Annotated in this window: 20 protein-coding genes; 17 read left to right on the top strand and 3 right to left on the bottom strand. The window is 64.3% G+C overall.

The features are described 5' to 3' along the window. Nucleotides 1-77: 77 nt before the first annotated feature. The 4 genes from FE811_RS18560 to FE811_RS18545 all read left to right on the top strand — a co-directional run bounded on the left by FE811_RS18560 (nucleotide 78) and on the right by FE811_RS18545 (nucleotide 3,992). Nucleotides 78-848 (top strand): enoyl-CoA hydratase-related protein, encoded by a 771-nt coding sequence (locus FE811_RS18560; protein WP_140848361.1) that lies wholly within the window; start codon nucleotides 78-80, stop codon nucleotides 846-848. A gap of 214 nt (nucleotides 849-1,062) precedes the next feature. Continuing rightward, complete coding sequence (locus FE811_RS18555; protein ID WP_140848359.1) at nucleotides 1,063-2,235, top strand: DcaP family trimeric outer membrane transporter; 1,173 nt, start codon at nucleotides 1,063-1,065, stop codon at nucleotides 2,233-2,235. Between the two features lie 143 nt (nucleotides 2,236-2,378). Further along, the gene (locus FE811_RS18550) at nucleotides 2,379-3,350 is read left to right on the top strand and encodes a hypothetical protein (protein ID WP_140848357.1); all 972 of its coding nucleotides are present in this window, start codon (nucleotides 2,379-2,381) and stop codon (nucleotides 3,348-3,350) included. Between the two features lie 18 nt (nucleotides 3,351-3,368). Further along, nucleotides 3,369-3,992: a hypothetical protein gene (locus tag FE811_RS18545; protein WP_140848355.1), complete on the top strand. Its 624-nt coding sequence runs from the start codon at nucleotides 3,369-3,371 to the stop codon at nucleotides 3,990-3,992. Between the two features lie 19 nt (nucleotides 3,993-4,011). Here FE811_RS18545 and FE811_RS18540 read toward each other — a convergent pair whose 3' ends face one another. After that, nucleotides 4,012-4,773, bottom strand: a complete 762-nt coding sequence (locus tag FE811_RS18540; RefSeq protein WP_140848353.1) for an enoyl-CoA hydratase-related protein — start codon at nucleotides 4,771-4,773, stop codon at nucleotides 4,012-4,014. A 64-nt stretch (nucleotides 4,774-4,837) separates the two neighbouring features. Further along, nucleotides 4,838-5,371 carry a MarR family winged helix-turn-helix transcriptional regulator gene (locus tag FE811_RS18535; protein WP_140848351.1) on the bottom strand — a complete coding sequence of 178 codons (534 nt, stop codon included), beginning with the start codon at nucleotides 5,369-5,371 and terminating at the stop codon, nucleotides 4,838-4,840. Nucleotides 5,372-5,589: 218 nt separating this feature from the next. Between FE811_RS18535 and FE811_RS18530 the strand changes: the two genes are divergently transcribed. From FE811_RS18530 to FE811_RS18470, 13 genes are all read left to right on the top strand, one after another. Next, a complete protein-coding gene (locus FE811_RS18530; protein ID WP_140848349.1) occupies nucleotides 5,590-6,738 on the top strand; it encodes an acyl-CoA dehydrogenase family protein in 1,149 nt (382 codons plus the stop codon). A gap of 108 nt (nucleotides 6,739-6,846) precedes the next feature. Continuing rightward, a complete protein-coding gene (locus FE811_RS18525; RefSeq protein WP_140848347.1) occupies nucleotides 6,847-7,992 on the top strand; it encodes an acyl-CoA dehydrogenase family protein in 1,146 nt (381 codons plus the stop codon). A 117-nt stretch (nucleotides 7,993-8,109) separates the two neighbouring features. Then, entirely contained in the window at nucleotides 8,110-8,976 is an 867-nt protein-coding gene (locus FE811_RS18520; RefSeq protein WP_181180891.1) for a MaoC/PaaZ C-terminal domain-containing protein, read from the top strand. Nucleotides 8,977-9,128: 152 nt separating this feature from the next. Next, nucleotides 9,129-10,310 carry an ABC transporter substrate-binding protein gene (locus FE811_RS18515; protein ID WP_140848343.1) on the top strand — a complete coding sequence of 394 codons (1,182 nt, stop codon included), beginning with the start codon at nucleotides 9,129-9,131 and terminating at the stop codon, nucleotides 10,308-10,310. Nucleotides 10,311-10,511: 201 nt separating this feature from the next. Beyond that, nucleotides 10,512-11,012, top strand: coding sequence for a TRAP transporter small permease (locus tag FE811_RS18510; protein WP_181180890.1), 501 nt, complete (start codon nucleotides 10,512-10,514; stop codon nucleotides 11,010-11,012). Between the two features lie 22 nt (nucleotides 11,013-11,034). Further along, entirely contained in the window at nucleotides 11,035-12,327 is a 1,293-nt protein-coding gene (locus FE811_RS18505) for a TRAP transporter large permease (protein WP_140848339.1), read from the top strand. Nucleotides 12,328-12,571: 244 nt separating this feature from the next. Further along, nucleotides 12,572-14,164, top strand: coding sequence for a class I adenylate-forming enzyme family protein (locus FE811_RS18500; protein WP_140848337.1), 1,593 nt, complete (start codon nucleotides 12,572-12,574; stop codon nucleotides 14,162-14,164). Then, entirely contained in the window at nucleotides 14,154-14,942 is a 789-nt protein-coding gene (locus FE811_RS18495; protein WP_140848335.1) for an enoyl-CoA hydratase/isomerase family protein, read from the top strand. Before FE811_RS18500 ends, FE811_RS18495 begins: the two co-directional genes overlap by 11 nt. A 63-nt stretch (nucleotides 14,943-15,005) precedes the next feature. Then, complete coding sequence (locus FE811_RS18490; protein ID WP_140848333.1) at nucleotides 15,006-16,157, top strand: acyl-CoA dehydrogenase family protein; 1,152 nt, start codon at nucleotides 15,006-15,008, stop codon at nucleotides 16,155-16,157. A gap of 71 nt (nucleotides 16,158-16,228) precedes the next feature. After that, a complete protein-coding gene (locus FE811_RS18485) occupies nucleotides 16,229-17,428 on the top strand; it encodes an ABC transporter substrate-binding protein (protein WP_181180889.1) in 1,200 nt (399 codons plus the stop codon). A 22-nt stretch (nucleotides 17,429-17,450) separates the two neighbouring features. Beyond that, nucleotides 17,451-19,010, top strand: coding sequence for a long-chain fatty acid--CoA ligase (locus FE811_RS18480; RefSeq protein WP_140848329.1), 1,560 nt, complete (start codon nucleotides 17,451-17,453; stop codon nucleotides 19,008-19,010). Nucleotides 19,011-19,037: 27 nt separating this feature from the next. Further along, the gene (locus FE811_RS18475; RefSeq protein ID WP_140848327.1) at nucleotides 19,038-19,799 is read left to right on the top strand and encodes an NUDIX domain-containing protein; all 762 of its coding nucleotides are present in this window, start codon (nucleotides 19,038-19,040) and stop codon (nucleotides 19,797-19,799) included. Nucleotides 19,800-20,018: 219 nt separating this feature from the next. Further along, entirely contained in the window at nucleotides 20,019-22,775 is a 2,757-nt protein-coding gene (locus tag FE811_RS18470) for a LuxR C-terminal-related transcriptional regulator (RefSeq protein ID WP_140848325.1), read from the top strand. A gap of 257 nt (nucleotides 22,776-23,032) precedes the next feature. Here the strand turns inward: FE811_RS18470 and FE811_RS18465 are convergent. Then, nucleotides 23,033-23,796 (bottom strand): IS5 family transposase gene (locus FE811_RS18465; RefSeq protein WP_140848323.1). Its coding sequence is split into 2 segments (ribosomal slippage): nucleotides 23,033-23,469 and nucleotides 23,469-23,796, totalling 765 coding nucleotides; the frame shifts between segments, so codons are not numbered across the junction. Nucleotides 23,797-23,903: the final 107 nt, after the last annotated feature.

Here is a 23,903-nt window from a genome sequence, read left to right as displayed (position 1 = left end):
CTTCGTCGAGGACGAGGACGGAAAGGGAAAGGACTTCTCCGCAATGCTGCCCAGATTCGTAAAAAGGGGGAAAGCCCATGCCTGACCTGGTCGAGGTTTCTCGCGACGGGAATGTGGCGCTGATCCGCCTGAACCGTCCCAAGCAACTCAACGCGCTGAACGGCGCGCTTGCGCAAGAACTGATCGCGGCAGCCGAGGCGTTGGACCGCGACCGTGATATCGGCTGCCTTGTGGTCACGGGGTCCGAGCGCGCCTTTGCCGCCGGGGCCGACATTGCCGAGATGGTCGGCAAATCCGCGGCCGAGATGAGTGAGCTGGACTATTTCGGCGAATGGGCCCGCTTTGCCGACCTGCGCCTGCCCAAGATCGCCGCCGTGAATGGCTATGCGCTTGGCGGCGGCTGCGAACTGATGATGATGTGCGACTTCGCCATCGCCGGGGAAGGCGCGAAATTCGGCCAGCCCGAGATCAAGCTGGGCGTGATCGCGGGGATCGGCGGCACGCAGCGCATGACCCGGCTGATCGGGCGGGCGCGGGCGATGGACATGCATCTGACCGGACGCAACATGGATGCGGCCGAGGCGCTGGCGGCCGGGCTGGTCGCCCGGGTCGTTCCCGACGGCCAGGTCCTGCCCACGGCGATGGAGGCGGCGCGGCAGATCGCTTCCTATTCGCGCCCGGCCGTGCGGCTGGCGCGCGAGGCCGTGCGCCGCGCCGAGGAAGGCCCGCTGTCCGAGGGGCTGCTTTACGAACGCCGCCTGTTCCACGCCCTGTTCGGGACCCCCGACCAGGTCGAGGGCATGGTCGCCTTCCTGGAAAAGCGCCCGCCAATATTTCAACGGAATTGACCCCCGGCCCTAGGCAATGTGACCGCGGCGGAACGCCCTTCCATCGCGGTTTCTGCTGTCCGGTCTGCTCTCCTCAAATTCAAGCATATAGTTGCTTTTATGCAAGCATATCGTTTGTAAAAAATATAAATTGCTTGGTTACTATCAGTCTTACATGTAATCTCCAATTTGTGCGCCGAAACATGGCGCACCACATACTCTGGGAGGAGATAACATGTTCGGTAGCTATCGATCCCCCGCCGCGGTCGCGGTGGGCTTGACTGCGGCATGCTTGTCGATGGCGGCAAGCGCAGAAGCGGAAACCCTGACGCAACTCGAGGCTCGCATCGCCGCGCTGGAAGCCAAAGAGCAGGAGCCGGTGCAGATCACCAATCGTTTCGGCATGCAGCTGAGCTTCTATGGCAAGGTCAAGGTCGACGCCGTCATGGACAACAATTACGGGCTTGGCCCGTCGTCCGGCGGGATCGCCCTTGTCACCGACAGCACCCCGGAGAATAGCGACCAGCAGATTCACGGCTATCAGACGCTGTTCGGCTTCCGCGCCGAACAGGACACCGAATACGGAAAACTACGCTTCAACATCGAAGGCGACTTCTTCGGCGGTGGTGGCGGCACGGTGCGCCTTCGTCATGCCTATGGCCAGATCGGCGGCTGGACCATCGGCCAGACCTGGTCGACCTTCTCGATCCTGAACGAGACGCCGGCGGTCTGGGACTTTAACGGCACCGCAGGTCCGGCGAACTTCCGCGTTCCGCTGATTCGCTACTCGTCGGATTTCGGCACCGGCACCCATGTCGATGCCTCGATCGAGGAAGATTACCAGAGCTGGGGCGACCGGCCGGCCGCCGCCTTTGCGATCAGCCAGAAATTCGACCGGGGCAGCCTGCGTTTCGCCTATATCAATCGCGAGCTTCGCAGCGCCCAAGGCACTGTCGACGGCTGGGGCGCGAATATCGGCGCGACTTTCAAGCCCTGGGAAAACGGGCTGATCCAGGCCAGCTATACCCGCGGCGAAGGCATTTCCTCGATCATGGGCTTCAGCGGCTATGCCGGCCAGCAAGCCGGCCCGACCGGCGGCAGGACCTTCTATGATGTCGATGCGGACGGGAATGCGGTCGAGATGGACGGCTATCTTGTCGGCATCAGCCACAAGATCCAGCCCAACCTGTCGGTGCTGGCGGCCTATGGCTCGCAAAGCTATGACCTGTTCGCCGGTGCCTTGGCGACCGATACGAAAAAGCTGGAATCGGTCCATGTCGGGACGAAATACAACCTGCTGGATAATCTCGCCCTGGGCGGAGAGGTGATCTGGGACAAGCGTACGCAGTTCGACCGGCAGACGGTGGACAACACCCGGCTGCACCTGAGCGCGACCTTCGAGTTCTGAAGGACGGGGGCGGCGAGCCAGGCACGGCTCGCCGCCGAACCGCAGGGTTCGATACGCAAAGCGGTTGAAATTATGCATATCATATGCTAGCAAACCATAAACGGCCGGAAGCCACTCCGGCCGTCTTGGCATAGGGGCTTCGCATGACCGGAACCAATTACCTGCATCGCCTCGATCCCGCTCTTGCGGGCCTGGTTCGCGCCGAGGACGATCTGCGCCACCGGCCTGCTCCGGGCGGCCAGATGCGTGATTCGCTGTTCTGGCAGGTCAGCATGGCCGAGGAGCGGATCTGTCTTCAGATCTATGTCTTCGCGACCGATGACGGGAATGCCGGCTGCAACATGTGCCTTTGGGGCGCCGACATCGCGCCGGCAGTGGTGGATTTCCATTCCGGCAGCATTCCCGACGACTGCGATTTCTCGACCATCAGTCTGGGCGGGCTGTCGGTCCGGCAGGACTTGGCGGCCCAGCGTTCGACGCTGTCCTATGCCGGCGCGCGGCTGAAGGTCGACTTCAGTTTCAGCGCATTGCACGAGGCCTTCAGCTATCACGCCAATGCGGACGGATTGCCGACCTGGATGGCGGCGAACCGCATCGAGCAAAGCGGAATCCTGCAAGGCTGGCTCGAAATCGACGGCAGGCGCGTGTCTCTGGACCGCCGGATCGGCCATCGCGACCATTCTTGGGGCTTGCGCGAATGGGCCATGCCGCAGCACTGGAAATGGCTGGCCGCCTATACGCCGGACGGGTCGATCGCCATGAACGGCTGGATCTGGATCGCGGGCGGCGAACGCGGCGTGGCGGGCTATGTGGCGCGGGACGGCAAAGTCAGCCCCATCACCGCGATCCGCGACCATGCCGAATACGATGCCGAGATGATGCAGCAATCCGCCAGCATGAGCATCGACTATGGCGCCGCGGAACCGCTTGAACTGAAATTGCACACGTTCTCGGCCATCCGCTTCCCAAGTTCCAAGCGGAATTCGGTCACGATTACCGAAGCGGGCTGCGCCGCGACCCTGGATGGCATTGCCGGATCGGCACAGTTCGAGACCCATTGGCCGACCCCCTATCTGGATTATCTGCGCCAGCGCAAGCAGGGGGCGCAGGGCTGACCCGCGATGGATTTTGCCTTGCATGATGAACAGCATGCGGTTGCCGACCTGATCCAGGATCTGGCCACCTGCGTGGAAAAGGCAAGCGACGATGCGGAAGGCCTGGAGCATCTGCTGGACGAGGCGGCGGCGCTGGGGCTTCTGCCGGTTCCAGACACCATTCCCCTGCCCTGGCTGGACCTGTTCCTGTTCATCGAGGCGGCCGCCGGCCAAAGCCCTCGGCTTGCACGATTGCTGGTCCGAAGCGAGTTCCTGAACCGGCTGGGCTCACAGGATTGCTACCAGCCGCTGAAGATCCTGCTCCGCTCTGCGATCCTGCTTGGCCGGGCCGGCGCCGCGCTGGCGACATGCTGTTCGGATGCGGCGGTCGCGCGGCGCAGCGCGGCAGGCGCCGGCATCGCCGCCGGACCAGCCGAACTGGAGCTTTTCGAGGCGCGGCTTCATGCCGCCCGGCTGCTTCTGCGCGAGGCCGCCTGGTGCATCGACGAGGGCGATGCGACTGGCGTGCCGCGCCTGGCCCGGGCGGAAACCAACCTGCGCATCACACTGGGCGAAATCATCGGGGCCGCGAAACGGCGGGAATGGCGCTATCCGCTCGTCGCTCATCTCCAGGCGCTCGTTGCCGCGGAGGGCCTGGACTGACCCCAAGCTGGCCCCAAACCTATCCCCTGCCTCGCAAGGCGGCGATCTTGGCCTGGATTTCGGCGGCCGTCACTTCGGAATTCACCGCTATCGCCGTGGCGCGTTCCAGGGCCAAGGCCTCCTCGAAGGGCAGCGCCGAGCCTTGCTGCAGCAGGGCCTTGTAGGCTTCGGCCCCGCCCTTGGGCGCCGCCAAGCTCTGCCGCGCCAGGTCCAGGGCCGTGGGCAAAAGCGCATCGGCCGGCACCAGATGGTTGACCAGCCCCCAGTCGAGCGCCTCCTGATCGGACAGGAACCGCGCGGTCAGCGCCATTTCCATCGCCCGTGCCGGACCGATGCGGCGGGCGAGCCGAACGGAACCGCCCCAGCCCGGCAACAGGCCGACCCGGCTGTGCGTATCGGCGAAGCGCGATCCCCGCGCTGCGACCAGCAGGTCGCAGGCCAGCGCCAGTTCAAGCCCGCCGGTCACGCAAAGGCCATTGATGGCCCCGATCACCGGCCCCGAAAAACCCCGCAGGGCTGCCACCGGGTCATGGACCCAGGCACCCGCCGCGGCGGCTCCGGCGCTGTCCCATTCCGAAACCTCCAGCCCGGCCGAAAAGGCCCGGCCGGTCCCGGTCAGGATCAGGACGCGGACCGCCGGGTCGGCCTCGAGCCGGGCCACCTCGGCGATGAGCGCCCTGCGCAGGGAAACCGACAGCGTATTGAGCCGTTCGGGCCGGTTCAGGCGCAGAATGGCCCAGCCCTCCGCGGAAATTTCCGTCAAAAGCTCCGAGTCGGACATGACACCCCAGTTTCATGCAAGATTATCATATACATGCGAACCAGATATGCAAGGCTGGGCGCGCCTAGAGATCGTCCTCCGTCATCTCATCCTCTCCGCCATTGCTCCCATGCAGTTCCTGCATGATATTGGTCTTCATCTTCGCCAGGACCTCTTCCGCCAGACGGATGGATTCCTGCGGAATATCCTTCAGGATCATGGCATTGAGTTCTTGACTGACGCTTTGCATCTGCCGCAGCGTGGCACGCCCCGCCTCTGTCACGACCACTCTTTTCGCGCGACGGTCGTTCGGGCACGGCATGCGACGCACGAACCCACCCGCCTCCAGCCGGTCGATCAGGCCGCCGACCGTGACCTTGCCGACATCCAGGACGTTGGCCAGCTCGGTCTGCAACATGCCCTGCTCGCCTAAGGTCTTTTCCGACCGGCCAAGCTGCGCCAGCACCCACCATTGCGAGCGCGTCACGCCCAGGGGCTTCATCTTCTGGTCGAACAAGGTGCGTCGCAAGCGCGAAACATCATGCACGAAGTAGCCGATCCGAAGATCGTTCGTGGCGCGCCCGGTCTTGTCCGTGACCGCCGCCTTCTTGCCGCTCATGGCAATCCTTTCGTTCATGCAAATGCTCCGTTTCCTGTCGCCGGAGGATAACCGGCGTTTTCCTGCGCGCGATAATACTCAAGCATATGTTGAGTGACCAGTTCCAATAGACATACGGTTTACAATATGGTCAGCATGCATAATGTCATGAAACGTCTAATTCTGGCTGACTTCGGGCACGATGCGGCCGGATCGCGACTTCAAGGGGGATTCTGGAAATGCTATTCTCGGAAGAACAGGAAGCCGTCCGCGACATGGCCATGCGCTTCGCGCGCGAAGTGCTGCAGCCAGGCTATCTGGCCCGCGAACAGCGCGGCGCGCTGGACCGGGACCTGATCCGCGAACTGGGCGAGCTGGGCTTTCTGGGCACCGACCTGCCCGAGGATCTTGGCGGGCTCGGCGCCGATTCGATCATGGTCGGGCTGGTGGCCGAGGCCCTGGGCTATGGCGATTTCTCGATCAGCCAAGTGCCGGTGAACGTCTCGTTGAATGCCGCGATCCTGCGACGGCACGCGCCGCGCCCCATCGTCGAGGAATGGGTGCCTCAGATGGTGCGCGGCGAGAAGATCATGTCGATCTGCCTGACCGAGCCGCGCGGCGGTTCGGATGCCGCCAATATCCAGTTGCGCGCCCGCAAGCGCGGCTCGGACTATGTGCTGACCGGCGAAAAGACATCGATTACCTTCGCAACCGAGGCCGACATCCACCTGGTCTTTGCCCGCACCGGCCCGGCCGACAGCGGAGCGCGCGGGATCTCGGCCTTCTTCATCCCGGAGGGGGTGGCGGGCATCGCCACAACCGGCTTTGACGATGTGGGGTGCCGGCAGATCTCGCGCGGCTCGGTGTTCTTCGAGGATGTCGTCGTGCCGGCCGAATTCATGCTGGGCGACGAGGGGGGCGGCTTTTCGCAAGTCATGCAGGGCTTCGACTATTCCCGCGCCCTGATCGCGCTGGAATGCTGCGGCGCCGCCCAGGCCTCGCTGGACGAGGCCTGGGCCTATGCCCGGACGCGCGAGGCTTTCGGCCGGCCGATCGGCCAGTTCCAGAACGTCTCGGGGCCGCTGGCCGACCATGACACTCAGGTCGCGGCGGCGCGGCAACTCGCCTGGCATACCCTGCAACTGCGCGAGGCCGGCAGGGACCACACCGCCGAAGCCGCCATGTGCAAGTGGCTGGGCCCAAAGGTCGCCTTCGATGCCATCCATCAGGCCCTGCTGACCGAGGGGCATTATGGCTATGTCACCGACAGCGCGCATCAGCAGCGCATGCGCGACGTGCTGGGCCTGCAGATCGGCGACGGCACGGCTGGAGTGATGAAGCAGATCATCGCCCGCAGCCGCATTGGCCGCGCCGCGATCCAGTATTGACGCCGCGTCCTTGGAGGCGTCGGGCCCGAGGGGCGAAATATCCCTTTACGATGGCCGAGCATATGGTATGCAATATTACTATATCGAGAGAACCAGAGGGTGGAGCTGATGCTGTCCAATCGCGCGATCTATGATGACGAACACCAGCAGCTGCGGGACACCGTGCGCCGCTTCATCGCGGCCGAGGTTGCCCCCAATTTCGCCGACTGGGAAGAAACCGGCATCGTTGCGCGGGAGTTCTGGACCAAGGCCGGCCAGGCCGGCCTGCTCTGCCCGACCGTCCCCGAGGAATATGGCGGCATCGGCGCCGATTTCCGCATGAACATGGTCGTCTGCGAGGAAATGGCCTATTCCGGTTTCGCTGGGCCTGCCGCCGACATTTCGGTTCATTCGGATGTCTGTCTGGGCTACCTGATCAAGCACGGCACGCCCGAGCAGAAGGCCCGCTGGCTGCCCGGCATGGTCGACGGCTCGGTCGTCTGCGCCATCGCCATGACCGAACCCGGCACCGGCTCGGACCTGCAAGGCGTGCGGACCACCGCAGTCCGCGACGGCGACGATTATGTCATCAACGGGCAAAAGACCTTCATCTCGAACGGCCAGCATTGCGACATCGTGATCGCCGTCACCCGCACCAATACCGAACGCGGCTCGGGCTCGATGAGCCTGATCGTCGTCGAGACGAACCGCGAGGGCTTCCGCCGCGGCCGCAACCTCGACAAGCTGGGCCAGCTTTCCGCCGACACCTCCGAGATCTATTTCGACGATGTGCGCGTACCGGTCGGGAACCTGCTCGGGGCCGAAGGCCGCGGCATGAACATCCTGATGTCGGAACTGCCGCAGGAGCGCCTGACCATCGGGGTGACGGCCCTAGCAGCGGCGCAGCGCGCCTATGACATTACCCTGGCCTATGCATTCGATCGCAAGGCGTTCGGCAAGCCGATCGGTGAATTCCAGGTCAACCGCCACAAGTTGGCGGACATGAAGACCGAGCTGACCATCGGCTGGGCCTTTGCCGACCAGTGCATCGCGCGCCATGTCGACGACCAACTGAGCGCCTCCGAGGCCTCGATGGCCAAGCTGTGGCTGACCGAAATGCAGGGCCGCATCGTGGACCAGTGCCTGCAACTGCATGGCGGCTATGGCTTCATGCGCGAATACGACATCTGCCGCATGTATGCCGATGCGCGCATCCACCGCATCTATGGCGGCACCTCCGAAATCATGCGCGAACTGATCTCGCGGGCGCTCTAGGCGATCGGGCCTGCCGGAAAGGCGGAAAACCCGCAATTGACAGAATGATAATTACGAATACGATACGCTTACGAAGAAAATGTTCCCGCCTGCCGCCAAATGTGGAGTGGACGCCGAATGCCGATCCGCTATCCCGACATCTTGGACTATGCTTTTCCCGAAGGGCGGCAGAGCTATGGCGCCAGGGATTGCATCCTTTATGCCTTGGGCACCGGCTTCGGCCGCGATCCGCTCGACCCGGACCTGCTGCGTTACGTCTATGAAAAGGATCTGCGGGTCTCGCCCAGCTTCGCCTCGGTCCTGGGCGAGAATACCGATTGGAGCGGCGATCCCCGGCTTGGCCTGACGACAAGCGGATTGCTGCATGGCGAAGAGCATCTGGTGCTGCACCGCCCGCTGCCGGTCGCGGGCGAGATCCGCTGCCGCACCCGCTTCAGCGAGGTCTTCGACCTGGGCGCCGAGCGGGGCGCGCTGCTGGTCATGGACCGCCGGATCGAGACGCAAGCCGGCGATTTGCTGGCCGAACTGCGCCGCATCGAATTCGCGCGCGCCGATGGTGGCTTTGGCGGACCCGCCCCCGGACAGGGCCGGGTGGACCTGGCGGCCATGCCCGCACGGGAGCCGGACCGGCAGTTCGTCTTCGACATCGACCCGGCCACGCCGCTGATCTATCGGCTGTCCGGCGACCTGGTCGCGATCCATGTTGATCCCCAGGCCGCAAGGCAGGCCGGGTTCCACCGGCCGATCCTGCACGGGCTGTCCACCTTCGGCTTTTGCTGCCAGGCCGTGCTGCTGGCGGCGGCGCATTGCGACGGCGCGCGCCTTGCCCGCATCGGCGCCCGCTTCACCGCGCCGGTCTATGGCGGCGACCGCCTGGTCGTCAGCCTGTGGACCGAAGCAGGGCATGTCCGGTTCCGGGCCGATGTGCCCGACCGGCAGGCCAGGGTGATCCGCGGCGGCTATGCCGCGCTGAGGGAGGGTTGAACCTTGGCATCCGGGGCCTCGGCTTCGGCTGCCAGAATCCATTGCACCGGCGGGCGCGGCTTGCGGAAGGCATGCCGAGCGCATCCTTGGCGGACGCGTGAACCAAGGCGCCGGGAGTCACGATATCTGATGTTCCAGAGGAGGAGAACGGGATGAGACTTGCAGTTGCCGCCCTGTCGGCGGCGGCGCTTTCGGCGGGAGCCGGGGCGGCCTGGGCGCAGGACACGGTCAAGATCGGGGCGCTGATGATCGACAGCGGCCCGCTGGCCGCTTTCCATCAATACTCTGTCACCGGGCTGGAAACCGCGGTGGCCGAGATCAACGAGGGCGGCGGCATCAACGGCCGCCCGGTGGAACTGGTCTCGATGACCTATTCCGGTACGCCCGAGGCAGCCTTGCAGACCGCCACGCGCCTGGTCAAAAATGACAAGGTCGCAGCGATCACCGGCATGATCCCCACCGCGGTGGCGCTGGCCATCGCGGGCCGGGCGACCGCGCTGGATACCATCATCATCGACCCGCTTTCGGCGGCGGGCACGCGCTGCAACCAGAACTATTTCCGGGTCAAGGCGTCCAGCGAGATGCTGGGAGCCAGCTACAAGGCCTTTCTGAAGCAGAATCCCCTGGAATCCTGGGACATCATCGCAGGCGACACCACCTCGGGCCACGACAACGCCAATTCCTTCGCGGAAGATGTCCAGGAACTGGGCGGCCAGATCGGCAAGCAGCTTTTCACCCCGGTGCCCAACCCCGATTTCGGCACGTATATCACGCAACTCAACCAGCAACCGGCCAAGGGATTGCTGGCAGTCGTCTATGGCACCGACGGCGTGACCTTCGCCAAGCAGCAGCAGCAATTCGGTCTGCTGGGCAAATACGAGATGGTGCTGGGCAACAACTTCGCCATTCCGGCCGTGTTGCCCGCGATGGGTGAAGCCGCCGTCGGCGTCATCCAGAACGTCAGCTATATCCCCCAGGTCGAGGGTGACGGGCCGCGCAAATTCTCGGACGCATTCTCGAAAATCGCCGGGCACGAGCCGGACGATGTCGCCTTCGACATGTATACTTCGATGCTCGCGCTGGCACGGGCGATGAACAAGGCCGGCACCGAAGACGCCTCGGCGGTATCCAAGGCGCTGGAAGGCCTGGTGATCGAAAGTCCGGTCGGCCCGCTGGAGATGCGGGCAGAGGATCACCAACTGACCCGCCCCTATATTTTTGCCGAGGTGGTGGCGGGCAGTCCCGACAGCGGCAAGGCGGTCGATTACAAGATCAGGACCATCATCCCGGCCGAGGATTACATGCCGCCGCCCTCGCCAGACTGCAAGATGTGAACCCGACGCCCCTGCCGAAACGCGGGGGCGTTTTTCGCCGCGAATGGGCATCTCACAAGATGGCCCCCTTGCTGTCCAAGCCAGTCGTCGGGAAAAATCTTGACGTATAAGTTACGCTTATTAACAGTAAGCTTAAGAAAATAAGCCGTCATGAAGGCTGGGGGAGTCTCGCGCGGCGGGATCGGGGACCAGGGGGGAAGAATGCGCTTATTTCAAAGGGCCGTCACCACGGCCGCGGCCGTGCTGGTCTTTGCGTTGATGCTGTTGACGCTGTTCGACGTGGTCGGACGCAATATCCTGAACCAGCCAATTCGCGGCGCGACTGAACTGACCGAAATCGGGCTGGCCATCCTCAGCTTCCTGCTGTTTCCCATCGTCGCGATACAGCAGCGCCATATCGTCGCCGACATCGCCGATGTCTTCCAGAGCCGGGTTCTCGATGCGTTGCAACTGGTGCTGACGGCGGGGCTGGGTTGCGGGTTTTTCGGGCTGATCGCCTGGCGGATGTGGCTGATGGCAGCACGCTCGGCGCGCTATCACGACGTGACGGCCAGCCTGGGGATCGGGATTGCCCCGGTGCTTTATCTGGTCGCTGTGCTTGCGGGCTTCGGTGCGCTTTGCTTCCTGGCGCCGCTTCGGAACCTGCCAGGCGTGCTGCGGGCGCAACCCAAGGCGCCGAAACCCGAAAACAGCATCCTCTGAAGATCAAGGGACGGACATTTCCATGTTGCTTGCCGGTATCGGTTTCGTCGCCTCGCTACTGCTGATCTTCCTGCGGGTGCCCATCGCCCTTGCCCTGGGCGTCACCGGCTATGTCGGCTTCGGCTATATCGTCGGCTGGAACCAGGCGGGTGCCATGCTGGCGCTGATGGCGCGGGAAAGCACCATGTCCTATGGGCTGGTGGTCATTCCGCTGTTCATCCTGATGGGCAATTTCGTCGCCGGGGCCGGAATTTCCGGCGATCTGTATCGCGCCGCGCAGGCCTGGTTCGGACATCGGCGCGGCGGGCTGGCGACCGCTACGGTGATGTCCTGCGGCGGCTTCGCGGCCGTCTGCGGCTCGAGCGTGGCGACGGTGGTCACCATCGGCAAGGTGGCGCTGCCCTCGATGCGGAAATACCGTTACGCCGACCGGCTGAGCACCGCCTCGGTCGCGGCGGGGGCGACGCTGGGCATCATCATCCCGCCCTCGATCATGCTGGTGATCTATGGCATCCTGACCGAAACCCATATCGGTATGCTTTACGTCGCGGGCTTCATCCCCGGCATGCTGGGAATGCTGGGTTATGTGCTGGCGGTGCGCTGGACGGTGTGGCGGCGGCCCGAAAGCGCCCCCGTGGCCGCCCGTGCGAAGCGAAGCGAGAAGATCGAGTCCCTCAAGCGGATCTGGTCGATCTGCGCGTTGTTCGTGCTGGTGATCGGCGGAATCTATGGCGGGTTCTTCACCGCGGCCGAGGCATCGGGGATCGGCGCCTTCGGGGCCTTCCTTCTCGCATGGTCGATGGGCCGGCTGACCTGGAGGACGCTTTACGACATCCTGGTCGATTCGGCGCTGACCTCGGCCATGCTGATCGCGATGCTTATCGGGGCTTCGGTCTTCACTGAGTTTCTGAACTATACCGGCGCGCATGACGGGCTGCTGCGCTTTGTCAACGACTCCGGCCTGCCGCCGGTGGGCGTGGTGCTGCTGATCTGCGCGATCTATATCGTGCTGGGCGCGCTGATGGAGGAGCTGTCGATGATCCTGTTGACCGTGCCGCTGTTCTTTCCCATCGTCACCGGGCTGGGCTACGACCCGGTATGGTTCGGGGTGCTGGTGGTGGTGCTGTGCGAACTGGGGATGATCGCGCCGCCGGTCGGGGTGAACCTGTTCGTGGTCCGCTCGATTGCGCGCGAGGTGCCGCTGACCACGATCATCAAGGGCATCGTTCCCTTCGCCATAGCCAACATCATCCGCATCTTCATCCTGGCGATCTTCCCGGCAATCAGCCTGTTTCTGCCTCGACTGCTGCTCTGACCGGCCGGCCATATGGCAGGCCCGGCGCGGAAGGCCGGGCCTTGCGGCGCCTTGCCGCCCTGCTCCGATGCGGTTTGACGGTCCGTCATTGCCGGCTTTTTGTTGGAGTAGAGCAGAAAAGCCCGGCGCGGGGACCATCCCGGTCAACAAAAACACCCACCCCCTTCTTTCGGGTGGTCTATGGTCCGCCGTACCTGCGCTTTCCTTCCCTGACGCAAGACGAATGCGCGAAGGAGAATGAGCAGTGGCCGAGGATTGCTTCACCGCAACCGCAATGACCGGGGCGCCGAGCATCACGCATTGGTTCGATCGGCGTTGCCGGGATGCGCAGCGGCGCAAGGCCATCACCCATCAGGACCGAACTCTCAGCTATGGCGATCTGAAGGCCAAGGTCGACGGGCTGGCGGGTTATTGGTCCCAGCTTGGCATCGGCAAGGGGGACCGGGTCGGCATCCTGGCGTTCAACTGCCCCGAGGTGCTGATCGCCCTGCTGGCAGCCGCGCGGATCGGGGCGATCTTCGTTCCGGTCAATTTCCGCCTCGCCCCTGCCGAGCTGACCTATGTCATTAATGATGCCGGGATCTCGCAGCTTCTGGTCGGGTCGGAATTCGAGGATGTGATCGAGGCGCTGCGCGATTCGCTGTGCACCAGCGGCTATATCGCGCTGGCCGCAAGCGACGGCGCGATGGCGGATCGCAATGGCTGGACCACCTTCGACAAGGTGGTTCTTGCCAGGCCGCAGCCGCCCTTCCCCGTGCTGCCCGACGATCCGGTGACGATCCTTTACACCTCGGGCACGACCGGAAAGCCCAAGGGCGCGATCATCACCCATCGCAATGTCTGGGCCAACAACCTGAACTGGATCCTGGGCTATGGCTGTTCGCTGGACGAGGTGATGCTGACCACCGCGCCGATGTTCCACGCCGGCGGGCTGTTCGCCGAGGTGTTGACCGTGCTGATGATGGGCGGACATCTGGTCATCCAGTCGCAATTCGACCCCGGCGCCTTCTTGGCCGCCATCGAGGCGCATCGCGTCACCATCACCTTCGGCGTACCCACCATGCTGCTGGCGCTGACCCGGCATCCCGATTTTGCCGGCGTCGACCTGTCGTCCCTGCGGCTTTATATCGTCGGCGGCGCGCCCTCGCCCGTGCCGTTGCTGCGCATCTGCGCCGACCGCAACATTCCCGTAACCCATACCTATGGCATGACCGAGGCGACCTCGCTTCACTCCTTTCTTGGCCCGGTGCAGGCGCTGGAAAAGATCGGCTCGACCGGCCGGCCGGTGCTGCTGGGGGAAACCCGGCTTGTGGATGCCGAGGGCGGCGTCGTCACCGCCGAAGGCGAGAAGGCCGAGATCGCCCTGCGCGGCCCGCACATGTTCGCCGGATACTGGCAGTTGCCCGAAGCCACCGCCGCGGCCTTCCTGCCCGGCCGCTGGTTCAGGACCGGCGATGTCGGCTATCTCCAGGACGGCTTTCTGTATGTCTGCGACCGGGTCAAGGACATGATCATTTCCGGCGGCGAGAACGTCTACCCGGCCGAGGTCGAAAGCGTTCTGGCCGGCCATCCGGCGATCGCAGAAGCCGCGGTAGTGGGCGCCCCTGACCCCGTTTGGGGGGAAAGTGTCGTCGCGGCTGTCGTGCTGCGGCCCGGCGCCAGCCTCGGGCTGGAGGAACTGCGCGCTTACTGCCGCCAGATGCTGGCGGGCTACAAGCTGCCCAAGCACCTGCACCTTCTGGAGGCGATGCCACTCAGCGGCTCCGGCAAGATCCAGAAACAGAGCCTGCGCGAGCAGGTCAGACATGCATTCAAGGAGACACGGAATGACCAATGAAGCCACGCGCATCGAGTTCAGCGACGGGATTGCCGAGATCGTGCTGTCGCGCCCAGACAAGGGCAACCCCTTCGACGCGCTGTTCAACGCCGAGCTTTGCGACCATGCCAGCCGCCTGACCAGCGACGACGAGGTGCGTGCCATCCTGATCCGCGCCGAGGGCAAGTATTTCAGCGTCGGCGCCGACTTCAAATGGCTGGGCCGCGACCGCGAGGCGCTGCCGCGCCTGTTGAAAGAGGCGACCGCCACCCTGCACTCCGCCATCGTCCGGCTGACCCGCGGCGACGCGCCGGTGATCGTCGCGGTTCATGGGCTCTGCGTCGGCGGGGCAACTGCCCTGACAGCAGCGGCCGATTTCGCGCTGGCGGGCGAAAGCGCCAGCTTCTATGCCGCCTACAACCGCATCGGCTTCGTTGCCGATGGTGCGGGCACGCATTTCATCCCCCGCCGCGTCGGCAGCCGGCGCGCGACCGAATTCTTCCTGCTGAATGAAACCTGGGACGCCGCCCGCGCCGCCCAGAACGGCCTGATCAACCGCGTCGTACCCGACGACGCCCTGCTGGTCGAGGCGCGCGCGCTGGCCCGCCAGTTGGCCGATGGTCCGACCCGCACCTATGGCGAAATGAAGCGCCTGATGTCGACCTATATGGATCGCTCGATCGAGACGCAGCTCGAGGACGAGGCGCAGGCCATCGCCCGATGCGCCCGCACCGACGACTGCTGGAACGCCTTGCAGTCGCTGATCGAGCGCAAGCCGATCACCTATCAGGGCCGCTGAATGCCACGCGCCGATGTGACACGGCCGCAAGGCCGGATGCGAACTCCTGCAAGGACCGATTGAATGACCGCCACCGAATTGTCCGAACTCTATGACCAGATCCGCGATACCGCCCGCCGCTTCTCGCGCGAGAAGCTGCTGCCCTTTTACATGCAACGGGAAAAGACAGAAAAGACCGTCGACCGCGCCCTGCTGCGTGAGATGGGCGCGCTGGGGCTGATCGCCCCGGAACTGCCCGAGCAGTTCGGCGGGCTCGGCATCGGCTCGGAGGCCTCGGGCATTATCGTCGAGGAAATGGGCTATGGCGATTTCAACATCGGCTATCTGCCGATCATGGGCTCGCTGATGGGCAAGATCATCGCGGACCATGCCCCTGCGCATGTCGCGGCGGACTGGGTGGGCCGCATCGTCGCGGGCGAGGCCGTCGTCGCGGTGGCGCTGACCGAACCGGGCGGCGGTTCGGACGCGGCCAACCTGACCATGCGGGCCGACAAGGTGGATGGCGGCTGGCTGCTGAACGGCGAGAAAACCTCGTGCTCGACCGGCGACCAGGCCGACGGCATCCTGATCTTTGCCCGGACCGGCACGCGCGAGGAACGCGCCCATGGCATCAGCGCCTTCCTGCTGGACACCAGCGCCCGGGGCCTGTCCCGCACCCGCTTCGACGATCTGGGCAGCCATATCCTCGGACGCGGCTCGCTTTATCTGGACGACGTGTTCATCCCAGACGACCACCTGATCGGAAAGCCCGGCAAGGGCTTCACCAAGATCATGCAGGGCTTCGACTATTCCCGCGCGTTGCTGGGGCTGGTCAGCGTGGGTGCGGCCCGGGCCTCTCTGGACGAGACCTGGCGCTATATCCAGGAACGCCGCGCCTTCGGCGAACCCTTGTCGGCATTTCAGGGCGTGACTTTTCCCCTGGCCGAATACGAGGGCCAGATCGAGGCGATCCGGCAATTGTGCATCCAGACCCTGCGCCTGCGCGACGCCGGCCTGCCCCATACCGCCGAGGCGGCGATGTGCAAGTGGATGGGACCGAAATTCGCCACCGATGCCATCCAGCAATGCCTGCTGACGCATGGTCATTACGGCTGGTCCAAGGACCTGCCCCACCAGCAGCGCATGCGGGATGTGCTGGGCATCCAGATCGGCGACGGCACTGCCCAGATCATGAAGATGGTCATCGCGCGCCAGCGCCTGCGGGAAAACGCCTGAAACTTCCGAACTGCCGCTTCCGCGCATCTCTGCGTGCGCGGGTGCGGATAAAACCAATGGGAGGAGAAATCATGTCAATGAAACGAAACCTTGTCGCGGCAGCCTTGACGGTGCTGGCCCTGGCCATGGGGCCGACCGTCAGCCTCGCACAGGAGAAATTCACCATTGGCGCGGTCCTGATCGATTCAGGTCCGATGGCCGCCTATTACGAGCGCAGCAACAACGCGCTGAAACTGGCCGTGGACCAGATCAACGCGGACGGCGGCATCAACGGCCGGCCGCTGGAGCTGAAGATAGCCACCCATGCCGGAACCCCCGAGGCGGCGGTTTCGGCTGCGGTCCGCCTGCGCCAGCATGACGGCGCCCGCATCATCACCGGCATGACCGGATCGGCACTGGCCATTGCCCTGGCGGCGCGCGCCAAGGTAGCGGATTATGTGCTGTTCGACCCGTTCTCGCAGACGGATATCCTGAACGGCAAGAACTGCCATCGCAATTACTTCCGCGTCTCGACCCCCGACGCGCTGATCAATAACGGCTTGGAAGCCGTGGTCGCCACCTCACCCGCCTCGCGATTCGACATCATCGCCTCGGACCATCCGGCCGGCCACGATTCCGCGGCCAACTTCGCCGTGCTGCTTGAGCGGCACGGCAAGACCTCGAATCCGCCGATCTTCGTCCCGGCGGGGACGGCCGACATGGGCAGTTTCATCATCCCGATGAAGTCCTCGGATGCCGATGGCGCGCTGGTGGCCATCTTCGGCACCGATGCGATCAATTTCGCCGTGCAGCAGAAGGGTTTCGGCCTGTTCGACAAATACAAGCAGGTGATCGGCAACGGCTTTGCGACCCCGGCGACGCTGGCCTCGCAGGGCGAGGGGGTCAAGGGCGTGATCCAGCTGCTGGGCTGGACGCCCGAGATCGACACCCCCGAGAACAAGGCATTCGTCCAGGCCTATCGCGACGCCTTCGGCGGTGATCCCGATTACGTCGCCGCCGACCAGTACAACGCCATCCAACTGATCGCCGCCGGCCTGCGCGCGGCCGGCACGGATGAGGCCGGCCCGCTGGTCGCGGCGCTGGAGGGGAAATCGGTCGCGACCACCTTCGGCCCCACTGAAGTCCGCGCCCAGGATCACCAGCTTGTCCGCCCGCTGACGGTCAACGAGGTCATAAGGAACGACGACGGTTCGATGGGCTACCGGCTGGAGCGATCGCTAACTGCCGAAGAAGCGATGCCGGCGCCCAGTCCCGATTGTGCCCTGAAGTGATCCGACCGCGGAAAGGAACAGAATGATGCAGGTTACCCAGATCCTCATGCATGCCGCGCTGGAACAGCCGCAGCGCACCGCGACCATATTTCGTGACCGGCAGCGTAGCTGGTCCGAAGTCGCGGCGCGCATCCCCCGGCTGGCCGCCGCGCTGCATGGCCTTGGGGTCCGCCCCGGCGAATGCGTGGCCGCCCTGGGGATGAATTCGGATCGGTATTTCGAGCTGTTTTTCGCCATCCCCTGGTGCGGCGGGGTCTTCACCCCCCTGAACATCCGCTGGTCACCGCGCGAGAATGGTTTTGCGCTGGCGGATTCCGGGGGGAGGATCCTGTTCGTCGATGACGAGTTTCTGGACCATGCCGCCCAGATCGACGGCATCGGGGCCGTGCAACTGATCCATATCGGCGAGAAACAGACCCCGCCCGGCATGCTTTCGGCCGAGGATCTGATCGCCGGGCACGCGCCGATGCCGGATGCCGACCGGCGGGGCGACGATCCCTATATCGTGCTTTACACCTCGGGAACCACATCGCAGTCCAAGGGCGCCGTGCTGTCGCATCGCAACGTGATGGCGGTCTCGGTCGCGTTTCTGGCCACCCTGCCCAGGCGCGAGGACCTGACCCATCTGCATGTCGGCGGTATGTTCCACCTGTCGGGGGCGGGCCCGGCCTGGTATATCACCCTGTCGGGCGGCACTCATGTAATCCTGCCGAAGTTCGAACCCGAGCCGGTCATGCAGGCGATCGCCACCCATCGGGCGACGAATATCGTGCTGGTCCCCACGATGATCAACATGCTGATGCTGCACCCCCGTCTGGGCGAATACGACCTGTCCAGCATCCACACCTGCGTCTATGGCGGCTCGCCCATGCCCGAGGCGGTGCTGCATGGCGCGCTGAAGGCGCTGCCCGGCTGGGGCTTTCACCAGATCTATGGCATGACGGAAACTGCGGGCTATGCCGTCGCCTTTCGTTGGCAGGATCACCAGTTGGCGCTGGCGCAGGCGCCGCATCGCCTGAAGGCGGCGGGGCGGACCGTGCCGGGGATGCGCATCCGTATTACCCGCCCCGACGGTTCAGAGGCGGCCCCGGGCGAAACCGGCGAAATCCTCATCCGGGGCGACAATGTGATGACGCATTACCACAACAACCCCGAGGCCAGCGCCTCCACGCTTCGGGACGACTGGATGCATTCGGGCGACGCCGGATATTTCGACGCAGACGGCTATCTCTATGTTGCCGACCGCATCAAGGACATGATTGTCAGCGGCGGCGAAAACGTCTATTCCGTCGATGTCGAGCGGGCGATCTATGCCCATCCCGCCGTCAGGGAAGCAGCCGTCATCGGCATTCCCAGCGAAAAGTGGGGCGAATCCGTCCATGCCGTCGTGGTACTGAAGGACGGACAATCGCTGAGCGAGGCCGAGCTGATCGCGCATTGCAAGGAGTTGATCGGCGGTTACAAATGTCCCCGCAGTGTCGAGTTCCGGCAGGAGGCCCTGCCGGTGACGCCGGTAGGCAAGATCCGCAAGAACATTCTGCGTGACCCCTATTGGCAGGGCCACGACCGCAAGATCAACTGATTGCCCCTGCAACAACGGAGCTGCCACATGCCGGGAAACCTGCCCATAAGAACCGCCTCTACCATGATGCTGGTGCGTGAAGCGCCGACAATCGAGGTCCTGATGGTCAAGCGCAACTATGCCATCGACCACTTCTCGGGGGCGATGGTCTTTCCCGGCGGCAAGGTCGAACCTGCCGACATGGACCCGGCATGGGCAGCGCAGGTTCATGGCTGGGACGACATTCCAGACAGCGAACGCGGCCCCCGCATCAGCGCCATCCGGGAAACCTTCGAGGAATGCGGCATCCTGCCGGCCGTCCAGGGCTATGCGGCCGACCCCGAAGGTACGAAGGCGCTGCGCAGCGCCATGGATCGGGGCGAGGCCAGCTTCCTGGCCTATCTGCAGCAGCACGGGCTGCGGCCCGATCTGCGGGCGCTGTCGCTGTTCTCGCGCTGGCGCACCCCGCCCGTCGTCGCAAAACGCTTCGATACCTATTTCTACCTGGTCGAGGCCCCGGCCGATCAGGTCGCGCTGGCAGACGGGCGCGAGACGATCTCGGCCGAATGGATCGCCGCCGGCACCGCGCTGGACATGGCGGCGCAGGGCGAGCGCACCATCGTCTTTCCCACCCGCATGAACCTGTCGCTGCTGGCCAGGACCGCCAGCATCGCCGATGCGGTCGCGGCCGCTGCATTGCGCCCGGCGCATATCGTCGAACCCGAGATCGAGATGCATGGCGGCGAGCGATTCCTGCGCCTGCACGACGCGGACGGATATGGCCCCGTGCTGGAGCCGCTGCACGTCTGAACCGCCCTGCGGCTTGATCGGATACTCCGTCGCTGTCCCCCCTGCTCTGTGGCGGGCGGCGAATTTTCCTGTAGCAATATAAGTTCGCTTGGTTACAATAATCTCGATGTCCTTGCCACATCGGCTTGGGCCGTTGGCCGGCGACAATCGGCACGAGAAAGGCGGGCAGGAACCAGGCCCAGGGAACAAGCCGGGGCTTGATGGCGCGCGGGGGGACAGATGCACACCGGCATATCCATGGCCACCAACCTCTCGACTGGCTGCGAGAAGGCTCCCTATCCTTCGCGCCGACCTTGTGATCTGTCCGACGCGCCGCCGCCCTTCTGTTTCCAGGTCGTCACCACCCGGCTGATGCAGGATCTCTGCCGCCGCGCCCTGACCGCGAATTGCGGACTCGCCTCCATCGAGACCCTCGTGGCCCCGCACGGCTGGGGAAAGACCGTCGCCGCCACCCGGCTTTACCGCCGCTGGATCGAGAGCGGCCGCGCCGGCCTTTGGCTCGGGCTCAAGGAACATGCACCGGATGTCGAGGGGCTGCTGACGCATCTGGCCCAACAGGCCGCGGCCTTCACACCACACATGGGTGGCTCGGATGGACCAGAGGCACGGCTGCGGGGAAGCGCGGGTCGGCTGGCCGATGTCCTGCGGCAGGTGCCGAAACCTTTCCTGATCTGCATCGACAATATCGACCATTTCAGGGCAAGTCTCGCGCCGGGTTTTCTGGATGATTTGTTCGCACTGGCGCCGCATGGCGTGCATTTCGTCCTGACCGCCAATCACCGGCTGGACTTCAACCGCACCGGGATCGGCCTGAGCGGCCAACTGCGGGAACACGGATCCGGCGATCTTGCCCTTGCCGCGGACGAGGCGCAGGCCCTGCTGTCGAGCAGCGGCCAATCCTTTAGCGCCGAAGCCCTGCAGATGCTGCTGAGCAAGACCGAAGGCTGGGTCGCCGGCCTGCGGCTTTGCGCGATCCTGCTGGACAGGGCCGGCAACGATCCGGCGCTGATCGCGAAGCTGTCCGGGGACATTCCCGACCTGCGCGAGTGGTTCGACCACCACGTTCTCAGCGCGGTGCCCGAAGACCTGCTGGACTTCCTGCATCATGCGGCGCTGTTTCCTGCCTTTTCCGCCGACCAGCTCGGCGAAATCACCGGTCTCGCCGATGCGCCCAGGCATCTGCAAGCCCTCGTGCGCCGCGGAATGTTCATCCACCCCCTGTCCGCCCTGGATGGCAAATACCGCTTTCACAGCCTGTTTCGCGACCTCCTGCTCGCCGATGCGGCGCGCTTCATTCCCGCTGCTAGGCTGCAAGAATGCTACCGCCGCATGGTGGACTGGGCGCTGAACGAAAGCGCGTGGGAGGAAGCGGTCGACGCCGCCCTGCTCAGCCAGGACCAGGCGGTGATCGTGCGGACGCTGGATTGCGTCGCGCCGCATCTGGTGCGCGACCTGGGCAAGCTGCGGGTCTTCGTCGACATCGTCGAGCAGTTGCTCGCGCGCGACCTGCCGCTGGGGTTCGAGGCGAGATACTGGTATGTCTATGCGCTGACCTATCGGCTGCGCCTCGTCTCGGCCGACAACCAGCGCCGCCGCCTGGTGCGGCTGCTCGCGGTGACCGGCGGCGAGGATGCCTATCACCGCCACCGGCTCGAGCATCTGCACATCGCACTGGCCTTCCTGGCCGATGACATGCAGGCGGCGGGCAGGCATGCGATGAACTGGCTCGCTTCGGACATCGAACGCGAACCATTCGACTTGGGCTGGGTGCTGTCGATCCTGTCTGTGCATCACCTGACCGCCTATCGGTTCGCCGAGACGCGCGATTGCCTGCGCCAGGCGGCGCCCATCGTGCGCGAGGTCGGTTCGCCCTATCTGGCGGGGTGGTGCGACCTTATCCTGGCGACGGTCTCGCTTTACGAGGGCAATCTGCCCCGCGCCCGCGAAATCATCGAGGACACGCTGGCGAGGACCGAGGCGAGCCTGGGCCGGGACGCCGACCTGTGCGACACCATCTGCGCCATCGGCTCCAAATGCGCCTTGGAGATGGGCGACCAGAACCGCGCCCGCGAAATGTTGGCGCGCGGCCTGCGCAGCATGGACCGACACGGCACCGTCGGCTCCAGCGCCTGCGCCGTCGAGACTGCCTTGGCCTTCTGGAACGGCGACGAAAGTGATCCGGTTTTTCAACGCTTGTCAGTACCCATCGGCAATTACGCACCGCGGCTCGCAGTCATGTTCCGCTGCCACATCGTCCGGCGACTGGTGCAGCTTGGACAGCTCGACCGGGCGGCGGCCTGGCTAAACGAAATCGACCTGGATGTGCGCGGGGCAAGGCTGCGCACCGGCCCGGCCGAGCTCTTGCCGCGTTTCCGCGATCTTCTGGTGATGACCTCGGTCGAGTTCCTGCACGCCTCCGGCGAGAACGCTGCCGCGTCGGCGATGATCGGCCGCGAATTGCGCGAGGCGAAACACGGAGGCCGAATCCTGCGGGCGGTCAGGCTGGAGCTGATCCAGATGGCGATCTCGCTTGCCGAGGGCAGGCTGGCCGATGCCAGCCGCCAGTTCGGTTCGGCGCTGCGACAGGCCCAGGAACGCGGCATGGTCCAGGCGTTTCAGCGTCACCGCGCGGCGATCGCGGCGCTGTTGCAGCAGGCACCACTGCGCATGGAGCTTTTCCCTCGCCGCGAGGACCGGGCGTTCGTTTCCCGCATCCTGACCGCGCTGGATCTGGAGGAGGAACACCGAACCTCTCCGCTCGCCGAAGAGGACGTCCCCCGCGAATCGCTGACCGCACGCGAGCAGGAACTGATGGAACTGGTCGGAAGCGGCCTGAGCAATGCCAGCATCGCCGAACATCTTGGCGTCAGCGACAATACCATCAAATGGCACCTGAAAAACGTATTCCGCAAGCTCGGCGCCGCGAACCGCACCTCGGCCGTACTGCGCTATTCGGCCCGCGGTACGGGCTCCTGATTTCTGCCCAGAAGAGTGGTAAGTAACGCTTTTATTCCGCATATCCCGTGGCAGGCCGGCCATACTTCGCCCCGGTCTGGGGGCAGATACGGGAAGAAGGCGATGGCTTCCCGATAACCAAATTTGCTCAGTTATTTTAGAAATTATAGAGCTATCTGCTGCCAAAGCCGCCACATAGAAGCCTTATCGAAGGCCCAGAGTCGATCCCAAGATTGACATTCAGAAAAGGTAAATTACATTTACCATATTAGGGCGTGTTAACACTTGAGCATATCGACGATGAGAACGAAGTTCAGGAAGGCCCTGAACATGATGTCGAGCTTCTCGAAGCGTGAGAAAATGCGGCGAAACCCCTTGAGCCTTCGAAACAGCCGCTCCACCTCGTTGCGGCGCTTGTAGAGGTCGCGGTCATAGTCCCACGGCGCCTTGCGGTTCGTTTTTGGCGGCACGACCGGCTCGAAGCCCAGGTCAAGAACAAGCTGGCGGGTCTCTTCGCCCTCATAGGCGCGATCCATAAGCATAGGCACGCCGGAGAATGGTCTTTTCCAGCGCTGAAGCAAGGCCCGCCCCTCCGGTGCATCATGCGCCTGACCGCCGGAAAGGCTGAATGTCAGGGCTGTTCGAGCATCCGCGGCAACCAGATGAACCTTGGTATTCCATCCTCCGCGAGATTTTCCGATGGCTTGCGGCCCCTTTTTTTGGGCGCCCCGGTCCCGTCCGGGTGAACTTTGACCGAGGTGCTGTCGAGGCCGAGGCATTCGACCCGGATCCGGATCAGCCGATGTTCCTGCAAAGCCGCGAACAGCCGGTCAAGCACGCCCGCCTCCGCCCAACGGCGCAGGCGGGTGTAGATCGTGTGCCAGTTTCCGAACCGGGGAGGCAAAGCCCGCCACTTGCAGCCGTTCTCGGCGATATAGAGCACCGCATTGATCATCGTCAGGTTGCTGATCCGCACATTCCCGCGCTGCACAAGCAGATAAGGCCGGATCAAATCGTATTGCGCTTCGCTTATCTCATTCATTTTAAATAGATAACACGCATGCCGTTCACAAAGTAGTGTTAACACGCCCTAGCTAATGGGCCGAGAGGATGATGGAATCAAGGGGGATCACCCGGCCACGCAGCTCG

The organism is Paracoccus sp. FO-3 (assembly GCF_006386455.1).
GTDB lineage: Bacteria > Pseudomonadota > Alphaproteobacteria > Rhodobacterales > Rhodobacteraceae > Paracoccus > Paracoccus versutus.
The sequence above is the reverse complement of the archived record's forward strand: the minus strand, read 5'-3'. Positions and strand labels throughout refer to the sequence as shown.